26 protein-coding genes and 1 other RNA gene are annotated in these 24034 nt (G+C 50.3%); 13 read left to right on the top strand and 14 right to left on the bottom strand.

Annotated features, from left to right (window positions below; genetic code table 11):
* The first annotated feature begins 55 nt into the window (after positions 1–55).
* Entirely contained in the window at positions 56–1060 is a 1005-nt protein-coding gene (locus ABJU74_RS13565) for a TIR domain-containing protein (protein WP_348384808.1), read from the top strand.
* Positions 1061–1070: 10 nt separating this feature from the next.
* Here the strand turns inward: ABJU74_RS13565 and ABJU74_RS13560 are convergent, their stop codons facing one another.
* The gene (locus tag ABJU74_RS13560) at positions 1071–1616 is read right to left on the bottom strand and encodes a DsrE family protein (protein ID WP_348384807.1); all 546 of its coding nucleotides are present in this window, start codon (positions 1614–1616) and stop codon (positions 1071–1073) included.
* 150 nt (positions 1617–1766) lie between these two features.
* On the opposite strand from ABJU74_RS13560, the gene ABJU74_RS13555 reads away from it, so the two are divergent.
* The 3 genes from ABJU74_RS13555 to ABJU74_RS13545 are packed head-to-tail and all read left to right on the top strand — an operon-like array spanning position 1767 to position 4335.
* Complete coding sequence (locus ABJU74_RS13555) at positions 1767–3200, top strand: cytochrome ubiquinol oxidase subunit I (protein WP_348384806.1); 1434 nt, start codon at positions 1767–1769, stop codon at positions 3198–3200.
* Between the two features lie 5 nt (positions 3201–3205).
* The gene (cydB, locus tag ABJU74_RS13550; protein WP_348384805.1) at positions 3206–4201 is read left to right on the top strand and encodes a cytochrome d ubiquinol oxidase subunit II; all 996 of its coding nucleotides are present in this window, start codon (positions 3206–3208) and stop codon (positions 4199–4201) included.
* On the top strand, positions 4201–4335 hold the full coding sequence (locus ABJU74_RS13545; protein ID WP_348384804.1) for a DUF2474 domain-containing protein: 135 nt from the start codon (positions 4201–4203) through the stop codon (positions 4333–4335). The genes cydB and ABJU74_RS13545 overlap by 1 nt, the downstream gene beginning before the upstream one ends.
* On the opposite strand, the gene ABJU74_RS13540 is transcribed toward ABJU74_RS13545, so the two are convergent.
* Complete coding sequence (locus tag ABJU74_RS13540) at positions 4321–6153, bottom strand: ABC-F family ATP-binding cassette domain-containing protein (RefSeq protein WP_348384802.1); 1833 nt, start codon at positions 6151–6153, stop codon at positions 4321–4323. The two genes, ABJU74_RS13545 and ABJU74_RS13540, sit on opposite strands and share 15 nt — an antisense overlap.
* A gap of 169 nt (positions 6154–6322) precedes the next feature.
* Between ABJU74_RS13540 and ABJU74_RS13535 the strand changes: the two genes are divergently transcribed.
* The 4 genes from ABJU74_RS13535 (at position 6323) to ABJU74_RS13520 (ending at position 9966) form a co-directional block, all read left to right on the top strand.
* On the top strand, positions 6323–6577 hold the full coding sequence (locus tag ABJU74_RS13535; RefSeq protein ID WP_348422597.1) for a hypothetical protein: 255 nt from the start codon (positions 6323–6325) through the stop codon (positions 6575–6577).
* A gap of 83 nt (positions 6578–6660) precedes the next feature.
* Positions 6661–7326 (top strand): response regulator transcription factor, encoded by a 666-nt coding sequence (locus ABJU74_RS13530; RefSeq protein WP_348384799.1) that lies wholly within the window; start codon positions 6661–6663, stop codon positions 7324–7326.
* A 95-nt stretch (positions 7327–7421) separates the two neighbouring features.
* Positions 7422–8738 carry an ATP-binding protein gene (locus ABJU74_RS13525; protein ID WP_348384798.1) on the top strand — a complete coding sequence of 439 codons (1317 nt, stop codon included), beginning with the start codon at positions 7422–7424 and terminating at the stop codon, positions 8736–8738.
* A gap of 43 nt (positions 8739–8781) precedes the next feature.
* Positions 8782–9966, top strand: a complete 1185-nt coding sequence (locus ABJU74_RS13520; RefSeq protein WP_348384935.1) for an NAD(P)/FAD-dependent oxidoreductase — start codon at positions 8782–8784, stop codon at positions 9964–9966.
* Positions 9967–9971: 5 nt separating this feature from the next.
* Here ABJU74_RS13520 and ABJU74_RS13515 read toward each other — a convergent pair whose 3' ends face one another.
* Positions 9972–10256, bottom strand: coding sequence for a chorismate mutase (locus ABJU74_RS13515; RefSeq protein WP_348384796.1), 285 nt, complete (start codon positions 10254–10256; stop codon positions 9972–9974).
* 129 nt (positions 10257–10385) lie between these two features.
* On the opposite strand from ABJU74_RS13515, the gene ABJU74_RS13510 reads away from it, so the two are divergent.
* Together ABJU74_RS13510 and ABJU74_RS13505 are read left to right on the top strand one after the other, a co-directional pair.
* Positions 10386–11399, top strand: a complete 1014-nt coding sequence (locus tag ABJU74_RS13510) for a polyprenyl synthetase family protein (RefSeq protein ID WP_348384795.1) — start codon at positions 10386–10388, stop codon at positions 11397–11399.
* Positions 11400–11422: 23 nt separating this feature from the next.
* Positions 11423–11701 (top strand): NADH dehydrogenase ubiquinone Fe-S protein 4, encoded by a 279-nt coding sequence (locus ABJU74_RS13505; RefSeq protein ID WP_348384794.1) that lies wholly within the window; start codon positions 11423–11425, stop codon positions 11699–11701.
* On the opposite strand, the gene ABJU74_RS13500 is transcribed toward ABJU74_RS13505, so the two are convergent.
* The 4 genes from ABJU74_RS13500 to ABJU74_RS13485 all read right to left on the bottom strand — a co-directional run bounded on the left by ABJU74_RS13500 (position 11698) and on the right by ABJU74_RS13485 (position 14526).
* Positions 11698–12201: an NUDIX hydrolase gene (locus ABJU74_RS13500; RefSeq protein ID WP_348384934.1), complete on the bottom strand. Its 504-nt coding sequence runs from the start codon at positions 12199–12201 to the stop codon at positions 11698–11700. The two genes, ABJU74_RS13505 and ABJU74_RS13500, sit on opposite strands and share 4 nt — an antisense overlap.
* Positions 12202–12233: 32 nt before the next feature.
* Positions 12234–12920, bottom strand: coding sequence for a hypothetical protein (locus tag ABJU74_RS13495; RefSeq protein ID WP_348384792.1), 687 nt, complete (start codon positions 12918–12920; stop codon positions 12234–12236).
* Entirely contained in the window at positions 12920–13720 is an 801-nt protein-coding gene (locus tag ABJU74_RS13490; protein ID WP_348384790.1) for a TPM domain-containing protein, read from the bottom strand. The genes ABJU74_RS13495 and ABJU74_RS13490 overlap by 1 nt, the downstream gene beginning before the upstream one ends.
* 215 nt (positions 13721–13935) lie before the next feature.
* Entirely contained in the window at positions 13936–14526 is a 591-nt protein-coding gene (locus ABJU74_RS13485) for a LemA family protein (RefSeq protein WP_348384789.1), read from the bottom strand.
* 144 nt (positions 14527–14670) lie between these two features.
* On the opposite strand from ABJU74_RS13485, the gene mscL reads away from it, so the two are divergent.
* Together mscL and ssrA are read left to right on the top strand one after the other, a co-directional pair.
* Positions 14671–15087 (top strand): large conductance mechanosensitive channel protein MscL, encoded by a 417-nt coding sequence (gene mscL, locus ABJU74_RS13480; RefSeq protein ID WP_348384788.1) that lies wholly within the window; start codon positions 14671–14673, stop codon positions 15085–15087.
* 73 nt (positions 15088–15160) lie between these two features.
* Positions 15161–15539, top strand: a transfer-messenger RNA (tmRNA) gene (gene ssrA / locus ABJU74_RS13475).
* Between the two features lie 35 nt (positions 15540–15574).
* On the opposite strand, the gene ABJU74_RS13470 is transcribed toward ssrA, so the two are convergent.
* The 5 genes from ABJU74_RS13470 to ABJU74_RS13450 form a co-directional block, all read right to left on the bottom strand.
* Entirely contained in the window at positions 15575–15805 is a 231-nt protein-coding gene (locus tag ABJU74_RS13470; RefSeq protein ID WP_348384787.1) for a hypothetical protein, read from the bottom strand.
* A gap of 100 nt (positions 15806–15905) precedes the next feature.
* Positions 15906–17162, bottom strand: coding sequence for an N-succinylarginine dihydrolase (locus tag ABJU74_RS13465; RefSeq protein WP_348384786.1), 1257 nt, complete (start codon positions 17160–17162; stop codon positions 15906–15908).
* Positions 17163–17171: 9 nt separating this feature from the next.
* Positions 17172–18191: an arginine N-succinyltransferase gene (locus ABJU74_RS13460; RefSeq protein WP_348384785.1), complete on the bottom strand. Its 1020-nt coding sequence runs from the start codon at positions 18189–18191 to the stop codon at positions 17172–17174.
* Positions 18188–19396, bottom strand: coding sequence for a hydrolase (locus ABJU74_RS13455; RefSeq protein WP_348384784.1), 1209 nt, complete (start codon positions 19394–19396; stop codon positions 18188–18190). Before ABJU74_RS13455 ends, ABJU74_RS13460 begins: the two co-directional genes overlap by 4 nt.
* A gap of 66 nt (positions 19397–19462) precedes the next feature.
* Entirely contained in the window at positions 19463–19969 is a 507-nt protein-coding gene (locus tag ABJU74_RS13450; protein ID WP_348384783.1) for a hypothetical protein, read from the bottom strand.
* Positions 19970–20064: 95 nt separating this feature from the next.
* Here ABJU74_RS13450 and ABJU74_RS13445 point away from each other — a divergent pair, with 95 nt between their 5' ends.
* Positions 20065–22170, top strand: coding sequence for a malate synthase G (locus ABJU74_RS13445; RefSeq protein WP_348384781.1), 2106 nt, complete (start codon positions 20065–20067; stop codon positions 22168–22170).
* Between the two features lie 13 nt (positions 22171–22183).
* Here ABJU74_RS13445 and rsmA read toward each other — a convergent pair whose 3' ends face one another.
* Entirely contained in the window at positions 22184–23026 is an 843-nt protein-coding gene (gene rsmA, locus ABJU74_RS13440) for a 16S rRNA (adenine(1518)-N(6)/adenine(1519)-N(6))-dimethyltransferase RsmA (RefSeq protein ID WP_348384780.1), read from the bottom strand.
* Positions 23023–24033, bottom strand: coding sequence for a 4-hydroxythreonine-4-phosphate dehydrogenase PdxA (pdxA, locus tag ABJU74_RS13435; RefSeq protein WP_348384778.1), 1011 nt, complete (start codon positions 24031–24033; stop codon positions 23023–23025). Before pdxA ends, rsmA begins: the two co-directional genes overlap by 4 nt.
* Between the last annotated feature and the right edge of the window lies 1 nt (position 24034).

Here is a 24034-nt window from a genome sequence, read left to right as displayed (position 1 = left end):
TCGCGCCCTACAATAGAGTATGAAGCCTCTCAGGACAAAGGGATAAGGGACGGATATGGCGGACATTTTCATCAGCTATTCAAGAAATGATCGAGATCGCTGTACCGCCATCCGCGATCATCTCGAAGCGTTGAAGGTTAGTGTTTGGTTTGATGCTGGCATCGGCGCAGGATCTTCCTTTGATCGAGAAATTGAACGTGAAATTGAAGCGGCGAAAGCCTTGCTGGTGTTGTGGACTGAAGAATCCGTAGAATCTGACTGGGTTCGTAACGAAGCGCGGACCGGCAAGGAGCGTAGCGGGCTCATCGCGGTTCAGTTGCGTGAATGCCAATTGCCACTCGAGTTTCGGTCCGTACAAGCAGAAATACTTGAAGAGGGTGCCGAAGGAACTGACAATCTGGTTTGGTTGAACATCCTCACACGCATTGGCGAGCTATTGGAGCGCCCAGGTCTTGCGGAATATGCGCGGCTGAAAGAAAAAGGCAGCAGTGACGACTGGAAAGACTGGTTGCGACGCTATGCCGCTGACCCATTAGCGCCCAGTGTGATTGACCGGATCATCGAAAGCGCTACGCCGGACACCAGTCAGCAATTGGCCGGCGAACGGGCAAAGCGCGCGGCCATGGAAGCAGAGCTGGGTGAATTGACCGCTGCCTCAAAGGCGCAAGCGGGTGAGGTCGCCAGCAACGCCAGAGAATTGGTCCGCTTGCGCCGAGAATTGGATGAAGCACAATCGGGACAAAAAGAGGCCGAAGCGGAACTGGAACGGTTTCGCGAAGCTTCTGGTGGCAAATCGGGAGCCGATGATGGTGGATTGGCTGGCTTGGGAATCGTGCTTCAAGACAAAGTGGCGGTGTATATCATGTTGCTTTTGTGGATCGTTGCCATCTGGTTTATCTGGGAACCGCTCAGAGAATTGATGAGAGGTTATGGCGGTTTGGGCGATGTGTTCTGGATTGTTTTCGGCATTGTCACTCTGGCTCTGCCGGCTGGTTTGATGACAATGAAAATATTGCGCAAACGCAAGGCTATGGCCAATGAAGAGGCTACAAATCTCTAAGCAACAGCAGTTAAAAGGGGTTTAGTGTGTAGCCCTGCTGCTGAAGCTGTGCATGAGTCGTCATCGCAGACAGATCCAATTTTACGCCCGGCAATAAATCGGATTTTGAAATTTTATGGGCTGCCGCGCTCTGGCCGCATAAATGAAAGGTGACACCATATTTCTGTAGAGCGGCAATAGCATCTGCGCTCCCATTGGCAGCACCAGCATTGCGCTGGCCGTATAAGGCAGCTTGTGTCAGATCCACTGAAGCGCTGCCGTGGACCACAATTGCCAGTTTGATGTTTTCTACCGGTATGCCCGCTGCCACATGCATGTTGATGAAACGAGCAGCGCTTTCGATAGAGCGATTAAGCTTTCCAGTCTCTGCTTTTTTGGCGAGATCAAAGGCAATTTTAAACTGTGTATCTTGGGCCAGCAATGTGTCGCTGTCCACCGGAGCATTTGGTCCGAAATCATCAAAGATCGGACCTGTCGTAAAGCCTTCCAATTGGGCTGAGGCCGGCATCGAAATCATCAGCGTAATGCATAAAAGTGATGTTTGAAAAATTTTCATATCTTCATCCTGTTCCAATTCTGGCTTGCAAATTTTGCAACTAATACACGACCCTTATCAAGTGCTGTGACATTGTGGAAGAGACCAATAATCGCTACATAGCAGCCATAGATTTGAACTCCGATCCACCTAAAAAGGGGGCTGTCGACGATGTTTGAGCAATTTGATGCCATATTGCTGGCGCGCATTCAATTTGCGTTTACGGTGAGCTTTCATTTTATATTTCCTGCATTTTCTATCGGATTGGCAAGCTATTTGGCTGTGCTGGAAGGTTTGTGGCTGAAAACCGGCAAGCCGATCTATATGGATTTGTTCAAATATTGGCTCAAAATATTCGCGGTCACTTTTGCTATGGGTGTTGTTTCCGGCATCGTCATGTCTTATCAATTCGGCACGAATTGGGCGGTTTTTTCCGACAAGGCAGGGCCAGTAATCGGGCCGTTAATGGCCTATGAGGTGTTGACCGCTTTTTTCCTCGAAGCAGGCTTTTTGGGCGTGATGCTGTTCGGGATGAACAAAGTTGGAAAAAAGCTGCATTTTACCGCCACAATGATGGTCGCCGTCGGGACTTTTATTTCTGCTTTTTGGATATTGAGCGTCAACAGTTGGATGCAGACTCCCACCGGTCATGAAATTGCGGCCAACGGGCAATTTGTCCCGGGAGATAGCTGGTGGACGATCATCTTTAATCCCAGCTTTCCCTATCGTTTATTCCACACATTAATGGCGACCTACCTGACAACCGCCTTTGTGGTGGGCGGTGTCGGTGCTTGGCATTTGCTGAAAGACAAAACCAATGCCCATGCCCGGAAAATGTTCTCTATGGCCATGTGGATGGCAGCGTTGGTTGCCCCTGTTCAGATTTTCGCGGGAGATTTGCACGGTCTCAACACATTGGAACATCAACCAGTGAAGATAATGGCGATGGAAGGCCATTATGACAGCCATCCCGATGGAGCGCCTTTGATCCTATTCGGTATCCCCAATAGTGAAGAGAAGCGGATTGACTATAAAATCCAGATTCCCAAATTGTCTTCGCTCATCCTCAAACATGATTTGGATGCGCCCCTAGATGGCCTTGATACGGTGCCCGATGCCGATGAGCCACCGGTTGGAATGGTCTTTTGGTCCTTTCGGATCATGGTCGGCATTGGTTTTGGAATGCTGGCTATTGGCTTGTGGAGCCTCCTCGCACGATGGCGTGGAAAGCTTTATGATTGGTCGCTTTTGCACAAGTCCGCTCTGCTTATGGCGCCTTCCGGTTTTGTTGCGGTTATAGCAGGGTGGATCACCACGGAAGTGGGACGCCAACCTTATACAATTTACGGATTGTTGCGGACGGCAGACAGCGCTTCTCCACTGGCCGCTCCCGCGGTCGCAGCTTCGCTGCTGGCCTTTATCATTGTCTATTTTTTCGTTTTCGGGGCCGGAAGCTGGTATATTTTACGATTGATGCACAAAGCACCGGAACCAGGCGAAAAAGGCGTGAAGTCGACGGAAACTGGTCCGGTTCGCACGGCCGGTATAGCACCGGGACCGGCGCAGAAAAATGTCGTGACTTTTAAACCGAAACCGGCGGAGTAAATGTAATGGATCTAACCATCATATGGGCCTTCATCATTGCTTTTGCCGTCTTTGCCTATGTTGTCATGGATGGATTTGATTTGGGCATAGGTATTTTGTTTCCCGCCTTTGCTGTGGGTGAGGCGCGGGATCAGGCGATGAACAGTATTGCGCCCGTTTGGGATGGCAATGAAACCTGGCTGGTACTGGGTGGCGGCGGATTGCTCGCAGCGTTTCCGTTGGCATATGCGATTATTTTACCAGCGACTTATCCGCTGATCATAATCATGTTGCTCGGCTTGGTATTTCGCGGGGTGGCTTTTGAATTTCGGTGGCGGGATCCAGATCACCGGGCCTTTTGGGATTTGGCCTTTACCGGCGGCTCTTTCGCCGCTGCTTTCTCACAAGGCATGATCTTGGGCGCATTACTGCAAGGGGTAGAGGTGGTCGATCGTGCTTATGCCGGAAGTTGGTTTGATTGGTTCACGCCCTACACGGTGTTGACTGGCCTCGGTACGGTTGCTGGCTATGCGCTATTGGGGGCAACCTGGTTGATTTGGAAAACGGAAAATAGCGCCCAAACCATGGCCTATCGGTTGGCAAAACCAGCTGCGCTGGCGACGTTAGGACTAATGGCAGCGGTCAGCCTTTATACACCCTTTCTTGATGGACAATATTGGACCCGCTGGTTCGAGATGCCCAATATTTTATTTGCAGCACAAGTGCCCCTCATGGTTCTCATATTGAGCTATTTCTTGTTTCGCGGGCTGATTAAAAAGAGGGAAGCGTCGCCTTTTCTCCTGTCACTCGTCTTGTTCCTGCTCGGCATGGCCGGACTTGGAATATCCATGTTCCCTTATATTGTGCCAAATCAGATTACGATTTGGGACGCCGCAGTGCCAGAAAGTAGCCAACTTTTCATGCTGTTTGGGGTGGCGATCACTGTCCCTCTGATCCTGGTGTACACCGGTTGGGCTTATTGGGTCTTTCGCGGGAAGGTCGGCACCGAGGGCTATCACTAATGATCGAAAAGCAAGAGATATCGGTTGAAGATAGCCCATTGTGGAAAAAGCTGGCCTGGATGGCCGGCATTTGGGCCATGAGTATCTCAATATTGGCGGTAGTCGCTTATATCTTGCGGCTATGGATTGTTTGAATTTCGTTCGCTTTGGAAGTTTTCAACCATTTCTGCCAGTTCCAGCCAGCGCATCTCCGCCGCTTCTTTCTCATCGATAAGCGCCGCATTTTCTTGGCTGAGATCTTCAAATTGAGCAAAATCTTTTGTGTATAAATCCGCATCAGAAAGCGCGGCCTCAATCTCAATCATGCGCTGATCGATGGATTCAAGGCGTGCGGGCAATAGATCATAGTCTCGTTGATCTTTATAACTGAGCTTCTTGATGGGGCTAGTTGATCTATCGGCATTTTTTGTGGGTTTTGGTTTGTCGCTGTTCTTTGGTTTTTCCTGATCTTTATCCGCTTTGCGTTTGGCTTCCCATTCCGCATAGCCGCCTGCGATTATATCGACTTTTCCGCTTCCATCGAGGCCCAAGGTTACTGTGACGGTGCGATCGAGGAAATCCCGGTCATGGCTGACCAGCAAAACAGTTCCGTCATAGTCCGCTATAACTTCCTGCAACAAATCCAGTGTTTCCAGATCCAGATCATTAGTGGGCTCGTCCAGCACCAATAAATTGGACATGTGCGCAAATTCCCGGGCGAGCAGCAATCGGGATTGTTCACCACCAGACAAGGTCCCAACTTTGGCATCGATTAAACCGGGAGAGAATAGAAAGTCCTTAAGATAGCCTTGCACATGTTTCTTATTGCCGCGAACATCGATCCAGTCGCTACCATCTGCGAGCACATCACGGATCGATTTGTCGGATTCCAAAAGGCTTCGTTGCTGATCTATGAATACGCCGTTGAGTGTTTTGGCAAGTACAACCGAACCGGTATCGGGAGCCAGTTCACCGGTGAGCATTTTCAATAATGTCGTTTTGCCCGCACCATTGGCTCCGACGATGCCAATTCTGTCACCGCGTTGTATGCGCAGTGAAAAGTCTCGGATAATGACTCGCTTCTCATCATTCTCGCCAAAGCTTTTGGAAATATGTTCCGCGGTAATGACTGACTTTGTTCGGACATCATCACTTTGTGCTTTTAACTGCGCGGTTCCCGCCGGTCCGATCATCGCAGCCCGTTGGGCCCGCATTTGATATAATTTTTCCAATCTGCCTTGATTGCGTTTGCGGCGCGCAGTGACACCGCGTTCCAGCCAGCGGGCTTCCAGTTTTAGTTTAGCATCAATTTTTTGTGCGGCCTGCGCGTCGTCTGCATGCACTTTTTCCATCCACGCATCATAGCCTCCGAACCCCACTTCTTGCCGGCGGAGCGCACCCCGATCCAGCCAGATTGTCTGCTTGGTCAGGCGGGTGAGAAAGGTTCGGTCGTGCGAGATAGTGATAAACGCACCTTTATAGCGCGCGAGCCAATCTTCCAGCCAATCAATTGCGCCAAGATCAAGATGGTTGGTTGGTTCATCCAATAATAACAAATCCGGTTCCAAAGCGAGCGCCCGGCAGATCGCCGCACGGCGTTTTTCGCCGCCGCTTGCTTTGTCGGCGCGAATGGCAAGATTGGTCGACAATTGATCAGCAATGGCTTGCACTTCATGGTCCGCTGGTCCCGCGCTGCCCGAAACGGCAAAATCCAATAAAGTTTCAAAGGGCGTGAAATCAGGCTCTTGTTCCAGCATCACAATATTAGTGCCAGGCTGGATCATCCTTTTGCCTTTATCGGCTTCAATCTGATCTGCAATGAGACGCAACAATGTTGTTTTGCCTGCACCATTGCGACCGATTAAGGCCAATCGATCGCGCGGACCGACATGAAGATCGAGATTTTTGAACAACCAGCCCTCGCCTTGGTGGAGGGATAGATCTTCATAAGCAAAAATGGGTGGTTGAGACATATTAAGTGCGTTAGGGTGTCGTGCCGTTGGGCTCAAGTCCCCTGTCACAATAAACGGTTTGAAACTGAACCTGTTGTTCACATAGTGTTAAAAGCGAAAAGGCTATGACATTCCTATGTTGAAAAAATCGATCTTATCTGGACTCTTTGTGTCGACGGCGTTGGCATGTATGGCAGTGCCTGTACAAGCGGTTCAACGAGACAATGAACAAAAAGCCGCCCGCGCGCAAATGATCGCAGGCAAAGGAAAATCCTTGCGAGCAATTGAAAATAAAGTTTTGCCTCGCATGGCTGGCAGCCAATATTTGGGTCCGGAATATGACCCCGCTGCACAAGTCTATCGATTGAAGTTCATTCAGCAAGGCCGCGTTATCTTTGTCGACGTTGACGGACGAACGGGTGCAATTTTGCGCGAGCGCCGTTAAGCTATCTTCTCTTTATCATTGTGACATTTATTGATGGTGATATAGCTACATCATCATAAAATTCGGTATTCTGGAGTGAACATATGCGCGTGCTAATTGTCGAAGATGAACCCACATTGGGGGAACAGTTAAAAGCGACGTTGGAAAGCAATGGCTATGCAATTGATTTGTCCACAGATGGTGAAGATGGCCATTTCATGGGGTCCACCGAAGAATATGACGCGGTCATTCTGGATTTGGGATTGCCGGAAATAGATGGACTCACCGTGCTCGATCGCTGGCGCAAAGAAGAGCGCAATTTTCCCGTTCTGGTTTTGACTGCCCGCGATAGCTGGTCTGACAAGGTGGCTGGGTTGGATGCTGGTGCCGATGACTATCTTGCAAAACCCTTTCAGACAGAAGAATTAATCGCCAGATTGCGCGCGCTTATTCGCCGCGCTTCAGGCAATGCATCATCGGAATTAACTGCTGGAGACGTGCGGTTGGATACGCGATCCGGGAAGGTTACGCTCGATGGCAGCCCGGTAAAACTCACCGCACAAGAATATAAGCTGCTTTCCTATTTAATGCATCATAAGGGCAAGGTCGTGTCGCGCACGGAATTGATCGAACATATTTATGATCAGGATTTTGATCGGGATTCCAATACGATCGAAGTGTTTGTTACGCGCATCCGTAAGAAATTAGGGGCGGATGTAATTTCGACAATCAGGGGGCTGGGCTATAGTCTAGAGGATCCGGACAGCTGAATGAAACAAGCAAAATAGACCTTCCAACAGACGAAGCAATAAGCCAGCCAAGAGCCCGGATCGGCACACAGACCACCGGGTCATTGAGCCGTCGAATGATTGGCATCGCGGCGGCCTGGATCATCATATTATTGCTCGGCGGCGGCGTTGCGCTGGACCGGGTTTTGGTCAATGCCGTGACTCGCAACTTCGATAATCAATTGGAATATACACTCACCGCGATGATTGCATCGGCGGAAATTGATCCGACCGGCGAAGTGTTTTTCAATCGACCGCTTGGGGATCAGCGGTTTCTCGAGCCTAATAGCGGCTTATATTGGCAGATTAGCGGTGAAGGCCATGAGGATTTCACTTCCCGGTCTTTATGGGATCGCACACTCGACCAAGAAGTGCCGCATGATGATCTCGAAACGCATCTTTACGACAGCGATCAGTTTCCAGAAGAGCCACTGCGCATGGTAGAGCGGAGTGTGATCCTTCCGGATTCCGAGGTAAAATGGGCCTTTCAAGTTGCCCAAAGCCGAGAAGGTTTGAACGCGCAAGTCAATGAGATCCGGTCGATTTTGGTCAACAGCTTTTTGTTGCTGGCGCTGGGCCTCATCGGAATGGCGGCTTTGCAAACACTTTATGGCCTGTGGCCGTTGCGGAAAATTCGTAAAGCGATTGGTGAAATGCGCAATGGTCAGCAAAAGCGTGTGAGCGAGCCCATGCCCAATGAAGTCACGCCAATGGTTGACGAATTGAACGAGCTGCTCGACCATAATGAAAAACAAGCTGAGGAAGCCCGGCGCCATGCCGGAAATCTTGCGCATGCTCTAAAAACCCCGCTGACGGTCATTATGAATAGCGCGACAGCCAAAGCCAGTGATCTCGCCGATACAGTGATCCGTGAGTCCGGGGTTATGCGCCGGCAAGTCGATCATCATCTGGCGCGTGCACGAGCTGTGGGTCGCCGGGGTCATGCGCATAGCCGCGCGCGCGTTTGGCCTAGTCTACAAGCTGTAGAGCGCGCTGTGGGTCGACTTTATAAACATGTTCGTATCGATATTGATGGGGATCAGGATGCGGTGGTTTCGGTGGAGCGCCAGGATCTGGATGAAATGATCGGAAATCTAGTTGAGAATGCGGCCAAATATGGCGGCGGTAGTGTATTTGTCACGGTCGAGACCGGCGATGAATTTGTTGAATTGTTGATTGAAGATGATGGAATGGGCATTCCAGCGGAGGAGCGGCAACGCATATTTGATCGCGGTGTCCGCTTGGATACCGGAAAGCCGGGAACGGGATTGGGACTAGCGATTGTCCGCGACGTTGCGGAAATTTATCAAGGTATGGTTTCGCTGGAAGAAAGCGAAGATTTGGGCGGGTTGATGGTCAGGCTTTGCTTACCCAAATCAGTAGCAGCGAGTTGATTTTGGCCGCAGGTCATCCCTAATCAGGTCATATAACTTGCCTATGGACCCTCAAAAAATAGCGATAATAGGATGTGGGCCAGGCGGATTGGCTTGTGCTTTGTTTCTCCACCAAAAGGGCCATGCCGTCTCCTTGTTTGAGCGGTTTTCTCAGCCGAAGCCTTTGGGATCAGGTCTGCTCATTCAGCCATCGGGTCAACATATTCTCAGCGCTTTGGGATTATTAGACGCCATAGAACAGCGCGCCAGCCCTGTGCATCAGTTGCATGGCATTTCGGTTGCGAACGGGCGTCGCGCGCTGGATATGCACTATCAGCATGCCCGCAATCCGATATCTGCACTGGGCGTTCACCGCGCCAGCTTGTTCCAAGTGTTGATGGACGCTGTGCAAAAGGAAGGCATTGCGATAAAAGTGGACAAAAAGCTGGTCCATTATGAAGAGAATCCATCCGCGATACAGCCGATATTTGCAGATGGTTCAGCGACCGAAAAATTTGACCTGATGATTGACGCCAGCGGTGCACGCAGCCCGCTGGCAACCGGTAACTTGAGAAAACTGAGCTATGGCGCATTTTGGGCCACTGTGGATATGCCGCATTCTCACGCGATATTGTCCCATGCGCTGGATCAGCGCTATTGGCATGCTGAGAAAATGGCGGGGATAATGCCCGTGGGCATCAATCCGGAAACCGGTAACCAGGGGGCGGCCATTTTCTGGTCGGAGCAGCCTGATAATGTAGATCAGGTGATCGCAGCAGGTATTGGGCGTTTTCGATCGGAATTTTGTAATTTGTGGCCAGAGGCCGAACCATTTGTGCAGCAGATTCAATCGATGGATGCGCTAACTATGGCCATTTATGGCCATCGCACTGGCTCAGCGCGAACATCCAAAAGATTATACCATGTGGGAGACAGTTGGCATTGTACCAGCCCGCAATTGGGGCAGGGCGCCAATATGGCCCTGATCGATGCTGGTGCGCTAGCCCAGGCAATACAAGGCGCCAACAATTTGGACGATTTATCAAAAAAATATCATCAATCTCGCGTTTTTCACATTCAACTTTATCAAGCGCTCAGCATCATATTCACTCCGCTTTACCAATCCAATAGCAAAACATTGCCTTGGGCGCGGGACTTTGTGATTGACAATTTTGCGCGCTGGCCTGGGGTGCGCAATTTTATCACCCATACGGTCTCAGGTGTTTTGGGCCTTAAATTTCCAATGTAAAAGGTTCAGGCGGATTCTTCCCGAATCTGTTCATGATGGCGGATAACCTCATCTATGATGAAGCGCAGAAACTTTTCTGAAAATTCCGGATCAAGATTGGCGTCATTGGCCAATTGGCGCAAACGGGAAATTTGCTCTTGCTCGCGGGACGGATCGGCTGGTGGCAGCTTATTTGCCGCTTTATATTCACCCACGGCTTGCGTGACTTTGAAGCGTTCGGCCAGCATGAATACCAATGCGGCGTCGATATTGTTGATGCTTTCGCGATATTGCTTGAGCGTGTCGTCCATAGATAGCCACCTGATTTTCTGCTTTGATTTCTTGCTTGATAGACTTGCTCGCAAGTTTTGCAAACTTCACCTGTAGATGCTTTGATTTCACTTGCCTTATCATCAATCCCTTGCCACATCGCATGGATTATGTCTGCAACAGTCCATCATCTGGGGCGTGAATCGACCCCTTCGTTGGAGCCGCTTATGGCTCTTGTCGCCAGTGACATGAATCAAGTGAATAGTGTGATCCTAGATCGCATGCAGTCTGAAATCCCTTTGATACCAGAACTGGCGGGACATTTAATTGCCGGTGGCGGTAAGCGGATGCGTCCTATGCTGACCTTGGCCGCCGCAAAATTAATTGGCTATGAAGGGGATCGTCACTTCAAATTGGCCGCAGCGGTTGAGTTTATCCATACCGCCACCTTGCTTCACGATGATGTTGTTGATGGTTCTGATTTGCGCCGCGGAAAAACAACAGCAAATTTGGTCTTTGGCAATCCCGCAACCGTACTTGTTGGCGATTTTCTGTTTAGCCGCTCGTTTGAATTGATGGTTGAAGATGGTTCGCTGAAAGTGTTGAAAATCTTGTCCAGCGCCTCAGCAATCATCGCCGAAGGCGAAGTGAATCAGCTAACCGCACAGCGTAAAATAGATACAAGCGAAGATCGGTATCTGGATATTATCGGGTCCAAGACCGCCGCGCTTTTTGCTGCTGCTAGCCGTATATCAGGCGTTGTCGCGGAGCGCGGAGAAGAAGCAGAAATGGCGCTGGATTCCTATGGCCGGAATTTGGGCATTGCCTTTCAATTGGTTGACGATGCGATCGACTATTCTTCGGATAGCGAAACCATGGGCAAGGATGTCGGCGATGATTTCCGGGAAGGGAAAGTCACCTTGCCGGTCATATTGGCTTATGCACGAGGCAATGAGGATGATCGCAAATTTTGGAAAGAAGCTATAATCGGCCACAAATGCTCCGATGATGATCTGGCCTTTGCCACGCAATTGCTCCATTCTACCGGAGCGATTGACGACACGATTTCGCGAGCGCGTCATTATGGTCAACGGGCAATAGATGCGCTGGGTGCCTTTCCTTCTGGAAAAGCAAAGGCAGCAATGACCGAAGCGGTTGAATTTGCCATCTCACGGGCTTATTGAAGCGCCGAGCAAAGGAACAGATAATGGCCGCGCGGATTTATCAGATACCAATGAATGCAATGCAGTCTGGCAGGGCACTGACCGACAAATGGGTGTTGGAATTTGAACCATCTGAAGCGCGAAAAGCAGATGCCTTAACTGGCTGGTCTGGTTCCGGTGACACGCAGCGGCAAGTGCAAATGAAATTTCCTGACGCCGATGCAGCCAAGGCTTATGCTGACAAATATGGCATTGCCTATTCTGTTGTTCCTACACCGCAGAAAACGCTAAAAATTCAAGCTTATGCGGATAATTTTCGTTAGTCCGACGATCCGCTGAACTGTAAAAACAATAGCAATTTCACATCAATGGCGACGCCCTCTGCACGCTTATCGGCGATAAATTTGTCGAGCTTTTGTAAGGGAATGCGGTGCACGGTGATGTTCTCGCCGGCAACACCGCCTCCGTCTCCTACCTTAGTGAGCTGATGGGCTTTAAACAGCGAGAAGCTTTCGGATACCATCCCTGGTGAAGAATAAAACTCACCACAATTTTCCATCTCAGCAGCACGATAACCGGTTTCTTCTTCCAATTCCCGAATGGCCGCAACAGATGCGTCTTCATCGCTATTGTCATCCTGATCGCCGACTAATCCTGCGGGCAGTTCGACACAATTTTTGCCAAGCGGAACTCGATATTGTTCCACCAACAAAACATGACCCTCATCAATTGCCAAGATAACCGCAGCGCGTATCCCGCGGCTGCGCGAAACATATTCCCATCTTCCTTGGCGTTTCGCGGTTATGAAACGACCTTCCCACATAGTTTCCACCGGCGCATCGGAATCGATGATGCTCAAATTTCGATCAGCCGATCTGGGAGCTCATTCGGGTTCATATCCGTCTTGGGGAAATGTTCTTGCAGAACCACGCCGACATGTCGGACAGCCGCAGCCATGCCTTCACCCGGCCGTCCTGCTCGGATTTCATCAATCAAGGCAACCATGGCCTCCCCCCAGACTTCTGGAGATACTTTCTCGGCTATAGCGGCATCAGCAACAATTTCTGCCCGATGCTCTTTCAAGGAAACATAAATTAATATGCCAGTCAGACCCATTGTTCGGCGTTCAGCGCCCACTTTGAAAAAGTCGATTGCTCGTTTGCGCACCCGGCGTTGTTTTGTACTTTTGGGTGTGACAAAAAGACGAAGTGGCATCCAGGCAAAGAGATAACGCATGGCCAAGAATAGGGCGACAGCAGCGATGAACATAATCGCCATTTGCTCGCCTGCGGTGGTGACATCCTGCTCCCATCCGCCCAATAGATTATTGACCATAGACTGATAAAAGGCGGGAAAGACAGCAAGTGATGACAAGAATAGGAAAGTCAGCCCGATCGCCCACTGCAAGCCAGCATCATGATATTTGTCCGACAAATCCGTAACGATGGTGACAATCTCGCCATCTGTGGATTTTTCCGCTTCGCTCACCGCTGATGTGACAAGCTTGTGATCCGCTTCGGACAGTTGATTGACCTTTTTCATTACCATCCTCCTGAGGCACCGCCACCGCCAAAGCTGCCGCCGCCGCCGCTAAAGCCGCCACCGCCGAAACCGCCGCCGCCAAATCCTCCACCAGATCCGCCCCATCCACTGGAACCGCCACCGCCCCAGATTACCACTGGTCCGGAACCACCGCGATAGCGTCGGCCACCCCTTGAGTTCGATATGGATATAAAAATGATGACGATTATCACGATAATCCAAAATATGGCCAAACCAGACTCGCCGCTATTGGATCGTTCGCGCTGCAGGGTTGCCGCTTGTGCCGCATTTGCGCGGGCTTCTTCTTCCGGTAGGACAAGCTGGAGCAAGACCTGATCGACGCCCGCTTCGATGCCGGCTGCCATATTGCCTTCGCGAAAACGCGGCAAAATGCTGTTTTGTATGATGATGCTTGATAGCGCATCAGTCATAATGCCTTCCAGTCCGTAAGCCACTTCTATGCGGACTTTACGCTCATTAGGAGCAACCAGCAAAATAATGCCATTGTCTTTTTCGGTTTCACCGTCGCCATCCTGGCCGATACCCCAAGCTCGACCGAGCTGGTAGCCATAGTCGGCAATATCATAGCCTTCGAGGTCGTTGATGGTGGCTACGACAAACTGCCTGGTCGTTGTGTTTTCCAACCCTTCAAGCTTGGACGTTATTGCGGCTTCTTGAGCCGGGCTCAATAAATCAGCCTGATCGACGACGCGGCCGGTTAGTTCCGGAAAATTCTGGGCGATTGCAGGCGTGGTAGCAGCGCATAAAATCAAGAGGAGCAAAGAACGGATCAGTTTCATGTTGTAATTCTCTCCTGCAGATCAGTTGGGTGACCATTGTTGCGATTGGACCATTGTTTTGGATTTGCAGCTTGGCTGCTAAAGCGCCAATCCGCTGTCCTATGCGATACCCCAGCGCATTCCGCGTTGATCAATAAATCTGGACTACTGGCGCCGCTAATCGTGCTGATCCAAAGGATCGTCAAACCCATTATAATGCGATGCGCATTCACCGGTTAAAAGGAAACATCTGGTGCTTCATCAGCCCCTTCAGTGGTCGCAGAAAACGGTTCCATAGGTTCTGCGCCATGGATGATTTTGGCGCCGATAATATCCGGGAAGGTACGGATCGTCGTATTATATTGCCGAACCGCTTCATTATAGTCGCGGCGCGCTACACTGATGCGGTTTTCAGTGCTCTCGAGTTGGCTTTGCAGAGCAAGGAAATTCTGATTGGATTTCAGATCGGGATAAGCTTCGACTGAAGCGAGCAAGCGACCTATACCCTGCGACAAAGCTCCATGAGCTGCGGCAAATTCCTGAATTTTTGATGCATCGCCCAAGTCATTGGCACTGACTTGAATGGATGTTGCCTTTGCACGCGCTTCGACCACAGCGGTCAACGTATCTTGCTCTTGCGCGGCAAATCCTTTGACCGTTTCGACAAGATTGGGGATTAAATCAGCGCGGCGTTGATAGGTTCTTTCAACATCTCCCCATTTCGCTTTAACGTTTTCCTCGGCCGTTGGCACACTGTTGATACCGCAAGCGCTGAGCGCCAGGGCCAATATCGGTACGATCAAAAATTTGGTTATTGTGCCACGCATATTAAATTTCTCCCACATTCAGATTGAACGCCTCATCAAATGTAAAAATAGGTACGAAAGCCGCCGATTGCAATGACTTCTCTCGACAAATCGAAGTTAATCGGGCATTTACTCCCATTCTTACGGGGAAGAGGAGTATCCTATATGTTCGCAGAATTTAAAGACTTTATCCTAAAAGGCAATGTGCTCGATTTGGCTGTTGCGGTCATTATTGGGGCAGCATTTGCCACCATCACCACATCATTGACGGAAGATGTGATTATGCCAATTGTCAGCGCCATTTTCGGCACGCCTGACTTTTCAACTATGTTTATATTATTGGGTACACCGCCTGCAGAACTGGCCGGTTCAACTGACTATGCTGCGCTGAAAGAAGCGGGCGTGCCGATGCTGGGTTGGGGACAATTTCTGACGGTTATCATTAACTTTGTCATCTTGGCATTCATCATTTTCATGATTGTTCGTTATGCTAATAAAGTTGTCAAAAAGGCCGAAGAAGAAGAATCCGGTCCAAGCGAAATTGATCTTTTGACCGAAATTCGGGACAATTTGAAAAAATAATCTCGTTTCAAAAAGATTTGACTTGAAATCAGGGGTGTGGACTATCCAGTCTGCGCCCCTATTTTTTGGTCATTGTCTTTTCATTCAGAATTAAGCCTCTATATAGAGCCTGTCGGCTTCGGCGGACTATGGTGATAAATTGCGATGTGCAATAGGCACAACGGACCCGGGGGCGGTACCCGGCGGCTCCACCACTTCAGATATTCCGAAATATCTGTGCTGAAGGGGCCGAACTAGGATCGACGTGTGTTGAAAAGCATTGTTTTTACCCGGCCTGAGTATGCCGTGATTGCTCTAAACTATAAGTGCAAACGATAACGAAGCACTCGCAGTAGCGGCTTAAGCCAACGACCTCACGGTTGTAACTTAAGAAGTTAAAGCGCGGTTGGACCCACCGGGCAACAGAAGGGATTCCGGCGGCCTGGGGGTGCCGAGCAACAGAAACCCCCACCTTCACTCAACGCTCGACTTCTCTGCCGCTTATGGTTCAGTAATCCTGTCCGTAGGTTTTGTGATAATCAATGGCTTCGATCATTTTCGCGCCCGCCATGAACACGGATCCCGTGCAAGCCAAGAAGAGTAAAATTCCGCCATATCCTGGATATTGTATCAGATAATCCTGACCACGAGCGATGGCGCCTGTGGCAAGCGCATAAGTGATCAGATAAGCTTCAAATTTGGTCTTGATTATGAATAGGCGTTTAAATTTTTTCCACATGTAAAATAGAGTAGCAAGGGCTGTGCCAAGCCCAGAAATATGGGAGATTGGCAAAAGCAATTATAGTTAACTGTAAGTTAATTCGACAGTTGCGGCGCTGTTAAACGTTGAGTTCTGTCAGCGAACAGCATTTTAAAAGTGCCATCCGCGCGTCTGCGATGGTTTCGCGTAAATGTGGATCTTTCAATTGCTCTGGTCGGATAGTTTCAGGCCAATGTTGAGCGATAATATCTGCCATAAGATCCAATTTTTCTGTTGTGGCGATAAACCGCTGATCCACCCATCGGCTATCGGCGACAACGCGCAGACGTAAGCAGGCTGGCCCGCCGCCATTGGCCATGGATTGCCGAACATCAACTGGGCATAATTTGCGGATCGCTCCGTTGCCTGCGAGCAATTCTTCTAGATAAGACCACACCGCCTTGTTTTCCTTTGCCTCGGTGGGTAAAATTAATGCCATGCCAGCGCCTTCTGGCAGGGACACCAGTTGAGCATTAAACAGGTAGGATTGAATCGCATCTTCCAAACTGACCTTGTTCGCAGGCACAGTGATGATGTTGGCCTGAGGAAATTTGTCCAATATTTCGTTATAAAATTGTTCGCGATGTTCAAAAGCATCTTCGTGAGTGAACAGAGTATGTTCATTAGCAACGGCCACCACATCATTGTGGAAAGCACCAGCGGCTATCGCTTTTTCCGATTGCTGCGCAAATATGACCTGACTGTCTCCAAGACCATGTTTGCGTGCCACAGCCTGACTGGCTTCGATATGTTGACGAGCCGGAAATCGGCCGCCACTTTTGCCATAGACAAAAATTTCAAGGCCAGCCGTGTCATGGGAAGCGCAAAGCCGCATATGATTGGCTGCACCTTCATCACCAAATGGAGAGGGTATGGGTGTGTGCACGGTAAAATGATCGCGATTGGCAAAGGCGGTGCGCAGCTGCAAAAGAGTCCCCGGCCATTCATGGCTGCGGTGCGGCATAGTCTGCAGATTGGCCACAGTCATGTGGCATTTTCCATCATCGCAATCGGGCGCGGGCGAAATGGTCGCGGCATTGGCTGACCACATGGATGATGCAGAATAGGCGGCGCTGCGGATATGGCTGGGTGCCTGATCCAAGTTTGTCCCTAGGGAGGAAAGCCACGGGATATTAGGGCGACCCAATGGCATGAAAAAGCCTTGCGCCAGACCCAATGCCAAATTGTGACGCATTTTTTCCAGCCCTTGAAGCGCGGCTTCTCTGGGATAGGATGCATCACCGGCATGGGCTGAAGAAGCGATATTCCCGTGGCTCAAGCCCGCATAATTATGACTGGGACCAATAATCCCATCAAAGTTGATTTCCTGCAACATGGTGTCTTTCTATCTTGGTATATGCCAAATGCTGTCGCCGACCTTCAGGCCGAGATTGGAGGCAGCATTTTGATCGATAATAAGGCCGTTTTCGGTGTCGCTGATAAAGGCGTAAGTGGCTTGGAATTCATGCAATCGGCCACAGGAAATAATCGATTTGGATCCTTTCTCATCCTTCGAAATATCTGAGATAACTCCGGCATTGCTATTGGCCACGCTGGTAACGCTATCGGTCTTGGCGATCATGGTTGGGCCACCATCAAATATGTCGACATAGCCATCATAGGAAAAATTCTCATTTTCAAGCATCCGCATCGCCGCCCGGCCATTGGGATGGGGTATGCCAATGGCAGATCGCGCGGTTTCGCTTAACATTGCCGTATAAATCGGATGTTTCGGCATTAGGTCAGCGATAAATTGATTGCCATGAATGGCGTTAAAATAATCGGCTTCCTGAAACCCCATTCCGAAAAAACGGCCGGCCAAACCATCCCAAAATGGCGAGCCGCCAGCTTCATCGATCACACCCCGCAACTCGGCAAATAAGCGATCACCAAAACGCGAGCGATGCTCTTTGATGAAAAGATAGCGGCTCCTTGCTAGCAGCATTCCCAGTCCACCCGCCCGTTCGCCTGGGTGCAAAAACAAGCCGCCGACTTCGCTGGCGCCTTCCAGATCGGTGACCAGCGTAAGCATTTCTGCTCGAAAGGTGCGGTCTAATTCCTTGCTGGTCTGCGACAAGGTGCTTAGCCGGTAGGAATAAAAAGGCCAACTTTGTCCGACCATGGTGAACAGCTGTGATGTGCCCCTTACAACGCCAGTGTCTACATTTTCCAAGACCATCACGAATAGGTCGTTGCCATGGTCTTCTGAACTGCGATCAAAAGCCCGTGCGGACCGCTCGAGTTTGGCAGTCAGACTGTCTTTGTCGGCGGGCAAATTGGTAAATCCGCCGCCTGTCAGTTTTGCCATTTCATAAAGATGCTGCAGATCTTCAATCCGAGCAGCTCTTATCCTGAAATTTGTCATAATCCCCCTTTTGCCGCGATGCGCATTATGGTCAGCGCGGACAATTGTGTGCGCTCGACCAAACTTTCTGCGATCAAAAATTCATCCGCGCTATGAATGGCGCCGCCTCGAACGCCCATCGTATCGACAACCGGCACGCCGCAGGCGGCAATATTATTGCCATCGCAAACACCGCCAGTTCCGCGCCAATTTATATCCAGGCCCAAGTCCGCACCACAATTTTTTACCAAATGGAACAGCTTTTTCGCTTGCGGATCAATCGGTTTGGGTGGTCGACCAAAGCCGCCATGGCAAACCACGGTGAGATCATGATCCGCAGCGACTTTGTCGACCAGTTGATCCAAAATATTTTGTGCATCTTCTTGATCGGTTAAAGTTTTCGGCCGAAAATTCACCCGCAATATGGCATGATCAGGCACGGCATTATTCGGCCCGCCGCCTTCTATTTTTGCGGGATTGACACTCAAGCCCTCACGATGGGTTGCCTTTAGCTTCAAGGCCATATCAGCGGCAGCGACCAGCGCATTGCGGCCTTCGTCGGGGTTGCGGCCAGCATGAGCGCTTTTCCCGGTAAAGATGATCGAAAAATTTCCACTACCGCCGCGTTCTCCGGCCAATGTGCCATCGGGTAAAGCAGGCTCATAGGTCAGGGCGGCCACCTTATTTTGTGCTGTTCGTTCAATCAGTGCCGCAGAAGAGGCCGAACCAACTTCTTCATCGCTATTGATCATGACATCATAGCCGATAAAGCTGGCCCAGTCGCTCTGTTCGAGCAATTGTAAAGCGCCAAGCATGACCGAAATGCCTCCTTTCATATCCGCAACGCCTGGGCCATTAAGCACACCGTCTTCGATCCATTCCAGATTTTGAAAGCTGTGATCTGCGGGAAACACAGTGTCCATATGACCGGTCAGCAATAAGCGTATCGGAGCATTGGGCCGCACTGCCGTTAGCAAATGTTGGCCGCGAAAAATTTTGTCAATCGATCCATCTGTCCGCACTGCTTCTACAGGTTCAGGCTGGATCAAACTCACTTCGCCGGGAAGTACAGAAAAAGCGTCGGCCAGATAATCCGCAACGGTTTTTAAACCCTGTAAATTGGTGCTGCCGCTGTTTACTTCTGACCACTGTTCCGTGCGCTTGAGCAGCGGAATATCGTGGGCTTTCTCGAGAATGGGTGCTTCTTGCAATGTTTGGACGGTCATTCCAAACTGATAGCATTTGTAATCAATTGCTGTCACCTTTTTCCGACAGACACGGAAATAGGACCACTAGTGCAATCGAGCATCAGCGATTAGAGTATTTAATTCCTGTTGAATTTCCTGCCAGAGGGCGCGTTCAGCCGGCTTGTCCTCAGGAATAGTAGCCAGGATTACATAGATGGCCGCGTCGACAAGTCCGTTAAACCAATGGCTTTCAACCTTTAACGTCTCTTCATGATGCGGAACAGTACTGCCAAACATGATCCGGATTTCCTCCGGGCGCTCTAACCAAGTCATCAGGCAATAAACGGTGCTTTCAACCATTTCTGCTTCCAGTTTAAACCTGTTGCCTAAGCCATGGTCTTGAAAGGATTTTTTCGCCCCGGGGTGTTCGGCATAATAGCGTTCCATAACCGGAATGGTGATGTCACCCAAACGGCCCGCTGCACGCTCAAGGCTGGTTTCTAGCAATTTCAATTTTCTGTTCAGATCCATCTGCATTCGTTTCTGGAGGATCGCCTGATGTTCGGCAAGGAAATGATTTCCGGCATTTACAAAAACGGCTTCAACAGTCATAGCGTGCAACCGATTCCTCCCCGGAAGATTACCACTGCACGCTCAGGCAATGCTGTCGGGGCTATGCTTTGTTTTTGTATATCAGAGGAACTATCATGTCCGAATATGTCCTGAAAAATAATGTCCAGATTTCGGCATTGCTTTTTGATTTTATCAATGATCGCGCATTACCGGGGACCGGTGTCGATCCAGAAAATTTCTGGTCGGGTTTCGCAGATTTGCTAGCGAAGTTTGCGCCTCTCAATGCAGACCTGTTAACGAAAAGAGAAAAATTGCAATCGCAAATTGATGAATGGCATGCAGCCCATCAAGGCAAAGCAATTGTGCAGGAAGAATATCAGGCATTTTTGAAAGATATCGGATATTTGGTTCCAGAGCCGGCGCCTTTTTCGATCAGCACAGAAAATGTTGATCCGGAGATTGCCAAAATGGCCGGACCGCAATTGGTGGTCCCATCATTGAATGATCGCTTTGTTCTTAATGCCGCAAACGCCCGTTGGGGAAGCCTATATGATGCATTTTATGGCACTGATGCGCTCGACGCGCCGCCGGCCATTCCGGGCGGATATGATCCGGTTCGGGGGCAAGCGGTTATCGCTGCAGCCAAAGCGTTTTTGGATGAAACATTTCCTTTAAGGGACAGCAGCTGGACCAATTTTTGTGGGGGGCTTCCCAACCTGGTGGACGCGGATCAATTGATTGGTCGCAATGGTGACTCGTTGCTGCTGAAACATAACGGATTGCATGTGGAAGTGGTCATTAATGCCGATCATCCCATCGGCAAAGATGATCCTGGACATATCGCTGATCTGTTGATGGAAGCCGCGCTGACCACAATCATCGATATGGAAGATTCTGTCGCAGCGGTTGATGCGGAAGACAAGCTGTTGGCCTATACCAATTGGCTAGGCCTAATGCGGGGAGATCTTGCCGCAAAATTCATGAAATCTGGAAAGGAATCGGAACGCAGAGCCAATCCTGATCGGGAATATCAGGATCTGGACGGTGGTTCATTTTCGCTTCCCGGGCGGAGCTTGATGTTTGTCCGTAATGTGGGCCATTTAATGACTAATCCGGCAGTATTACTGGCCGATGGCTCCGAAGCACCCGAAGGCTTGCTCGATGGCGTGTTTACAAGCCTTATCGCGATACATGATTTGAAGAAATTGGGCGATCTGAGCAACAGCAATGCCGGGTCAATTTATATCGTCAAACCCAAAATGCATGGTCCGGAGGAATGTACATTCACTAATGATTTATTTGATGCGGTTGAAGATCTGCTGGGCCTTGCTCGCAATACCATCAAAGTTGGAGTGATGGATGAAGAACGCCGCACGTCGGCCAATTTGGCGGCTTGCATTCACGCAGTGAAATACCGGATTGTCTTTATCAATACCGGTTTTCTGGACCGCACTGGAGATGAGATTCATACCAGCATGCAAGGCGGGGCGATGGTTGCCAAAGCGGATATGAAGGCCAGTGACTGGATCCAGTCTTATGAAGCCCGAAATGTCGCTATTGGCTTGGCTTGCGGCATGTCTGGAAAAGCGCAGATCGGCAAAGGAATGTGGGCCGCGCCTGATATGATGGCTGATATGATGGAGCAAAAAATCGGTCATCCCAAAACCGGTGCCAATACCGCTTGGGTGCCCAGTCCGACGGCAGCAACTTTGCATGCTATTCATTATCATCGTCTCGATGTTTTTGACCGCCAGAAACAAGTTGCGGACCAAGATATTCCCTCGCTCGATAAACTGCTGACTGTGCCATTGGCCGATGGCCATAATTGGTCAGGAGAAGAAATTGAGCGCGAATTGGACAATAATGCACAAGGTATATTGGGCTATGTAGTGCGCTGGATCGATCAGGGAATTGGTTGCTCGAAAGTACCGGATATCCATGATGTGGGTTTGATGGAAGATCGTGCAACTTTGCGGATCTCTTCCCAGCATATGGCCAATTGGATGCTGCATGACGTGTGCACCGCCGAACAAGTGGATGCCGCGCTTTTGCGGATGGCGGCCAAAGTGGATGCCCAAAATGCCGGTGATCCTCTTTATCGTCCGATGGCGAGTGATCCCAAAGCGAGCCTGGCTTTTCAAGCTGCACGGGATCTGGTGTTCAAAGGTGTCGAACAACCTAGCGGTTATACCGAACCTTTGCTTCATGCCTATCGGTTGAAGTTAAAGGCGGCTGGTTAAGCCAACAGTCCGCTTATCGGGATAGACACCGGGCCATGGCGATGAATTCGTCAACACTGACGGTTTCTGGCCGGCGCGTGCCGTCAATGCCAACTTCGGCTAACGCCGCCAGTCCTCCGGGAAGCGCCTTCAAGCTTTGCCGCAACATTTTGCGCCGCTGGCTAAAGGCGGTTTGGGTCAGTTTGGCCAATTGCGCCGGCTGAACATTGTCAGGCTGGGATTTTGGTGTGAGATGAATGATTGCCGACATGACTTTTGGGGGCGGTGTAAAAGCTGAACGATGGACGGTCATGGCCAATTTGGCCTCACATCGCCACTGAGCCAATATCGACAGGCGTCCATAAGCGCTGTCGCCTTCTTTGGCGACAATGCGATCGGCAACTTCGCGCTGAAACATGAGCGTTAGCGATTGCCATTCCGGCGGCCATGTTTCGCTCGATAGCCATTTGATGAGAAGGGCAGAACCGATATTATAAGGCAGGTTAGAAAGGATATGAAAGGGTTGATCGAACAGGCTTGAGGGATCTACTTTCAAGGCATCATCGCTTATCACCCTGAGTTGATCAGGAAAATGGTCTGAGAGCTCATGGAGCGCTGGCAGGCAGCGATCATCGCGCTCCACAACAGTCACTTTCGCTCCGGCCAACAGCAACGCTTGGGTTAATCCGCCTGGTCCCGGCCCGACTTCGAACACATGGCTTTCCCGTAAATCGCCCGGCACCGCGGCTATGCGATTTAAAAGCTGCGTATCGAGCAGGAAATTCTGACCCAATGCCTTATTTGCGGACAGCCCGTGCTTCTTGATGACCTCTCTTAGCGGAGGGAGAGACGGTTGGGCGGATGACGAACGGCTCAAAGGTCGTATTTTTCGCGATTTGATACAGCAGTCGACGCCATCTGAATGGCGGCGATCATCGATCGGGGATCGGCGACACCTTTGCCGGCAATTTCAAATGCTGTGCCATGGTCGGGAGAAGTGCGCACGATGGGGAGCCCGAGCGTCAGATTGACCCCATCGAAAAAATGCAGTGTTTTGAGAGGAACCAAGGCTTGATCATGATAAGGACATAGGGCGACATCATATCGAGACCGCGCCTCTTCATGAAACATGGTATCGGCTGGCAAGGGGCCGGAAACATTCAGACCTTCACCAACCAGGCTTTCAATAGCGGGGCGCATAACCAGATTTTCTTCTTCGCCCAGGGCTCCGTTTTCTCCCGCATGGGGATTAAGGCCGGCAATCGCAATCCGCGGATTCTCTACACCGAAATTCCGGATCATTGCTTTATGGGCGGCTTGGGCCCGAGCGATTATCAAAGGTTCAGTGAGTTGTTCCGGAACGTCTTTTAAAGGAATGTGTATCGTCATAGGAATGACCCTCAGCGACGGGCCAGCGAGCATCATCACGGCATTTTCGCGGGCGATGCCGCATCGTTCTGAAACAAATTCAGTTTGGCCAGGATAGCGAAAGCCGACTTTGTACAGTTGCGACTTGGAAACCGGCGCGGTGATAACCGCTCCGGCATCACCGGAACGCGCCAAACCACAGGCTATTTCGAGCGCGTGCAATGCGCATTGCGCACCATCTAGCGTGGGCTCGCCAGCAATGGTCGGTTCGCCATGGTGGATATCAAGAATTGGAAGTGCATTTGCAAATTTCGATTTGGCTTCTGCCGGTTCGGAAATTTTGGCAATGGGGATGCCGCCTAGACCTTGGCCATCGGCGCCTTTGAAATCTTCAAAATTTCCAACAACGAAAAAGCAATCAAGACCCGAGTTTATCCTCTCGTACCAGCTTTTGCAGATGATTTCAGGGCCGATCCCTGCCGGGTCTCCGCACGAAATGGCAAAGGGTTTTGTCACC

The sequence above is a fragment of the Parasphingorhabdus sp. genome, assembly GCF_039982415.1.
In the GTDB taxonomy this organism is placed as follows: domain Bacteria; phylum Pseudomonadota; class Alphaproteobacteria; order Sphingomonadales; family Sphingomonadaceae; genus Parasphingorhabdus.
This window is presented reverse-complemented; position numbering and strand designations above follow the sequence as displayed.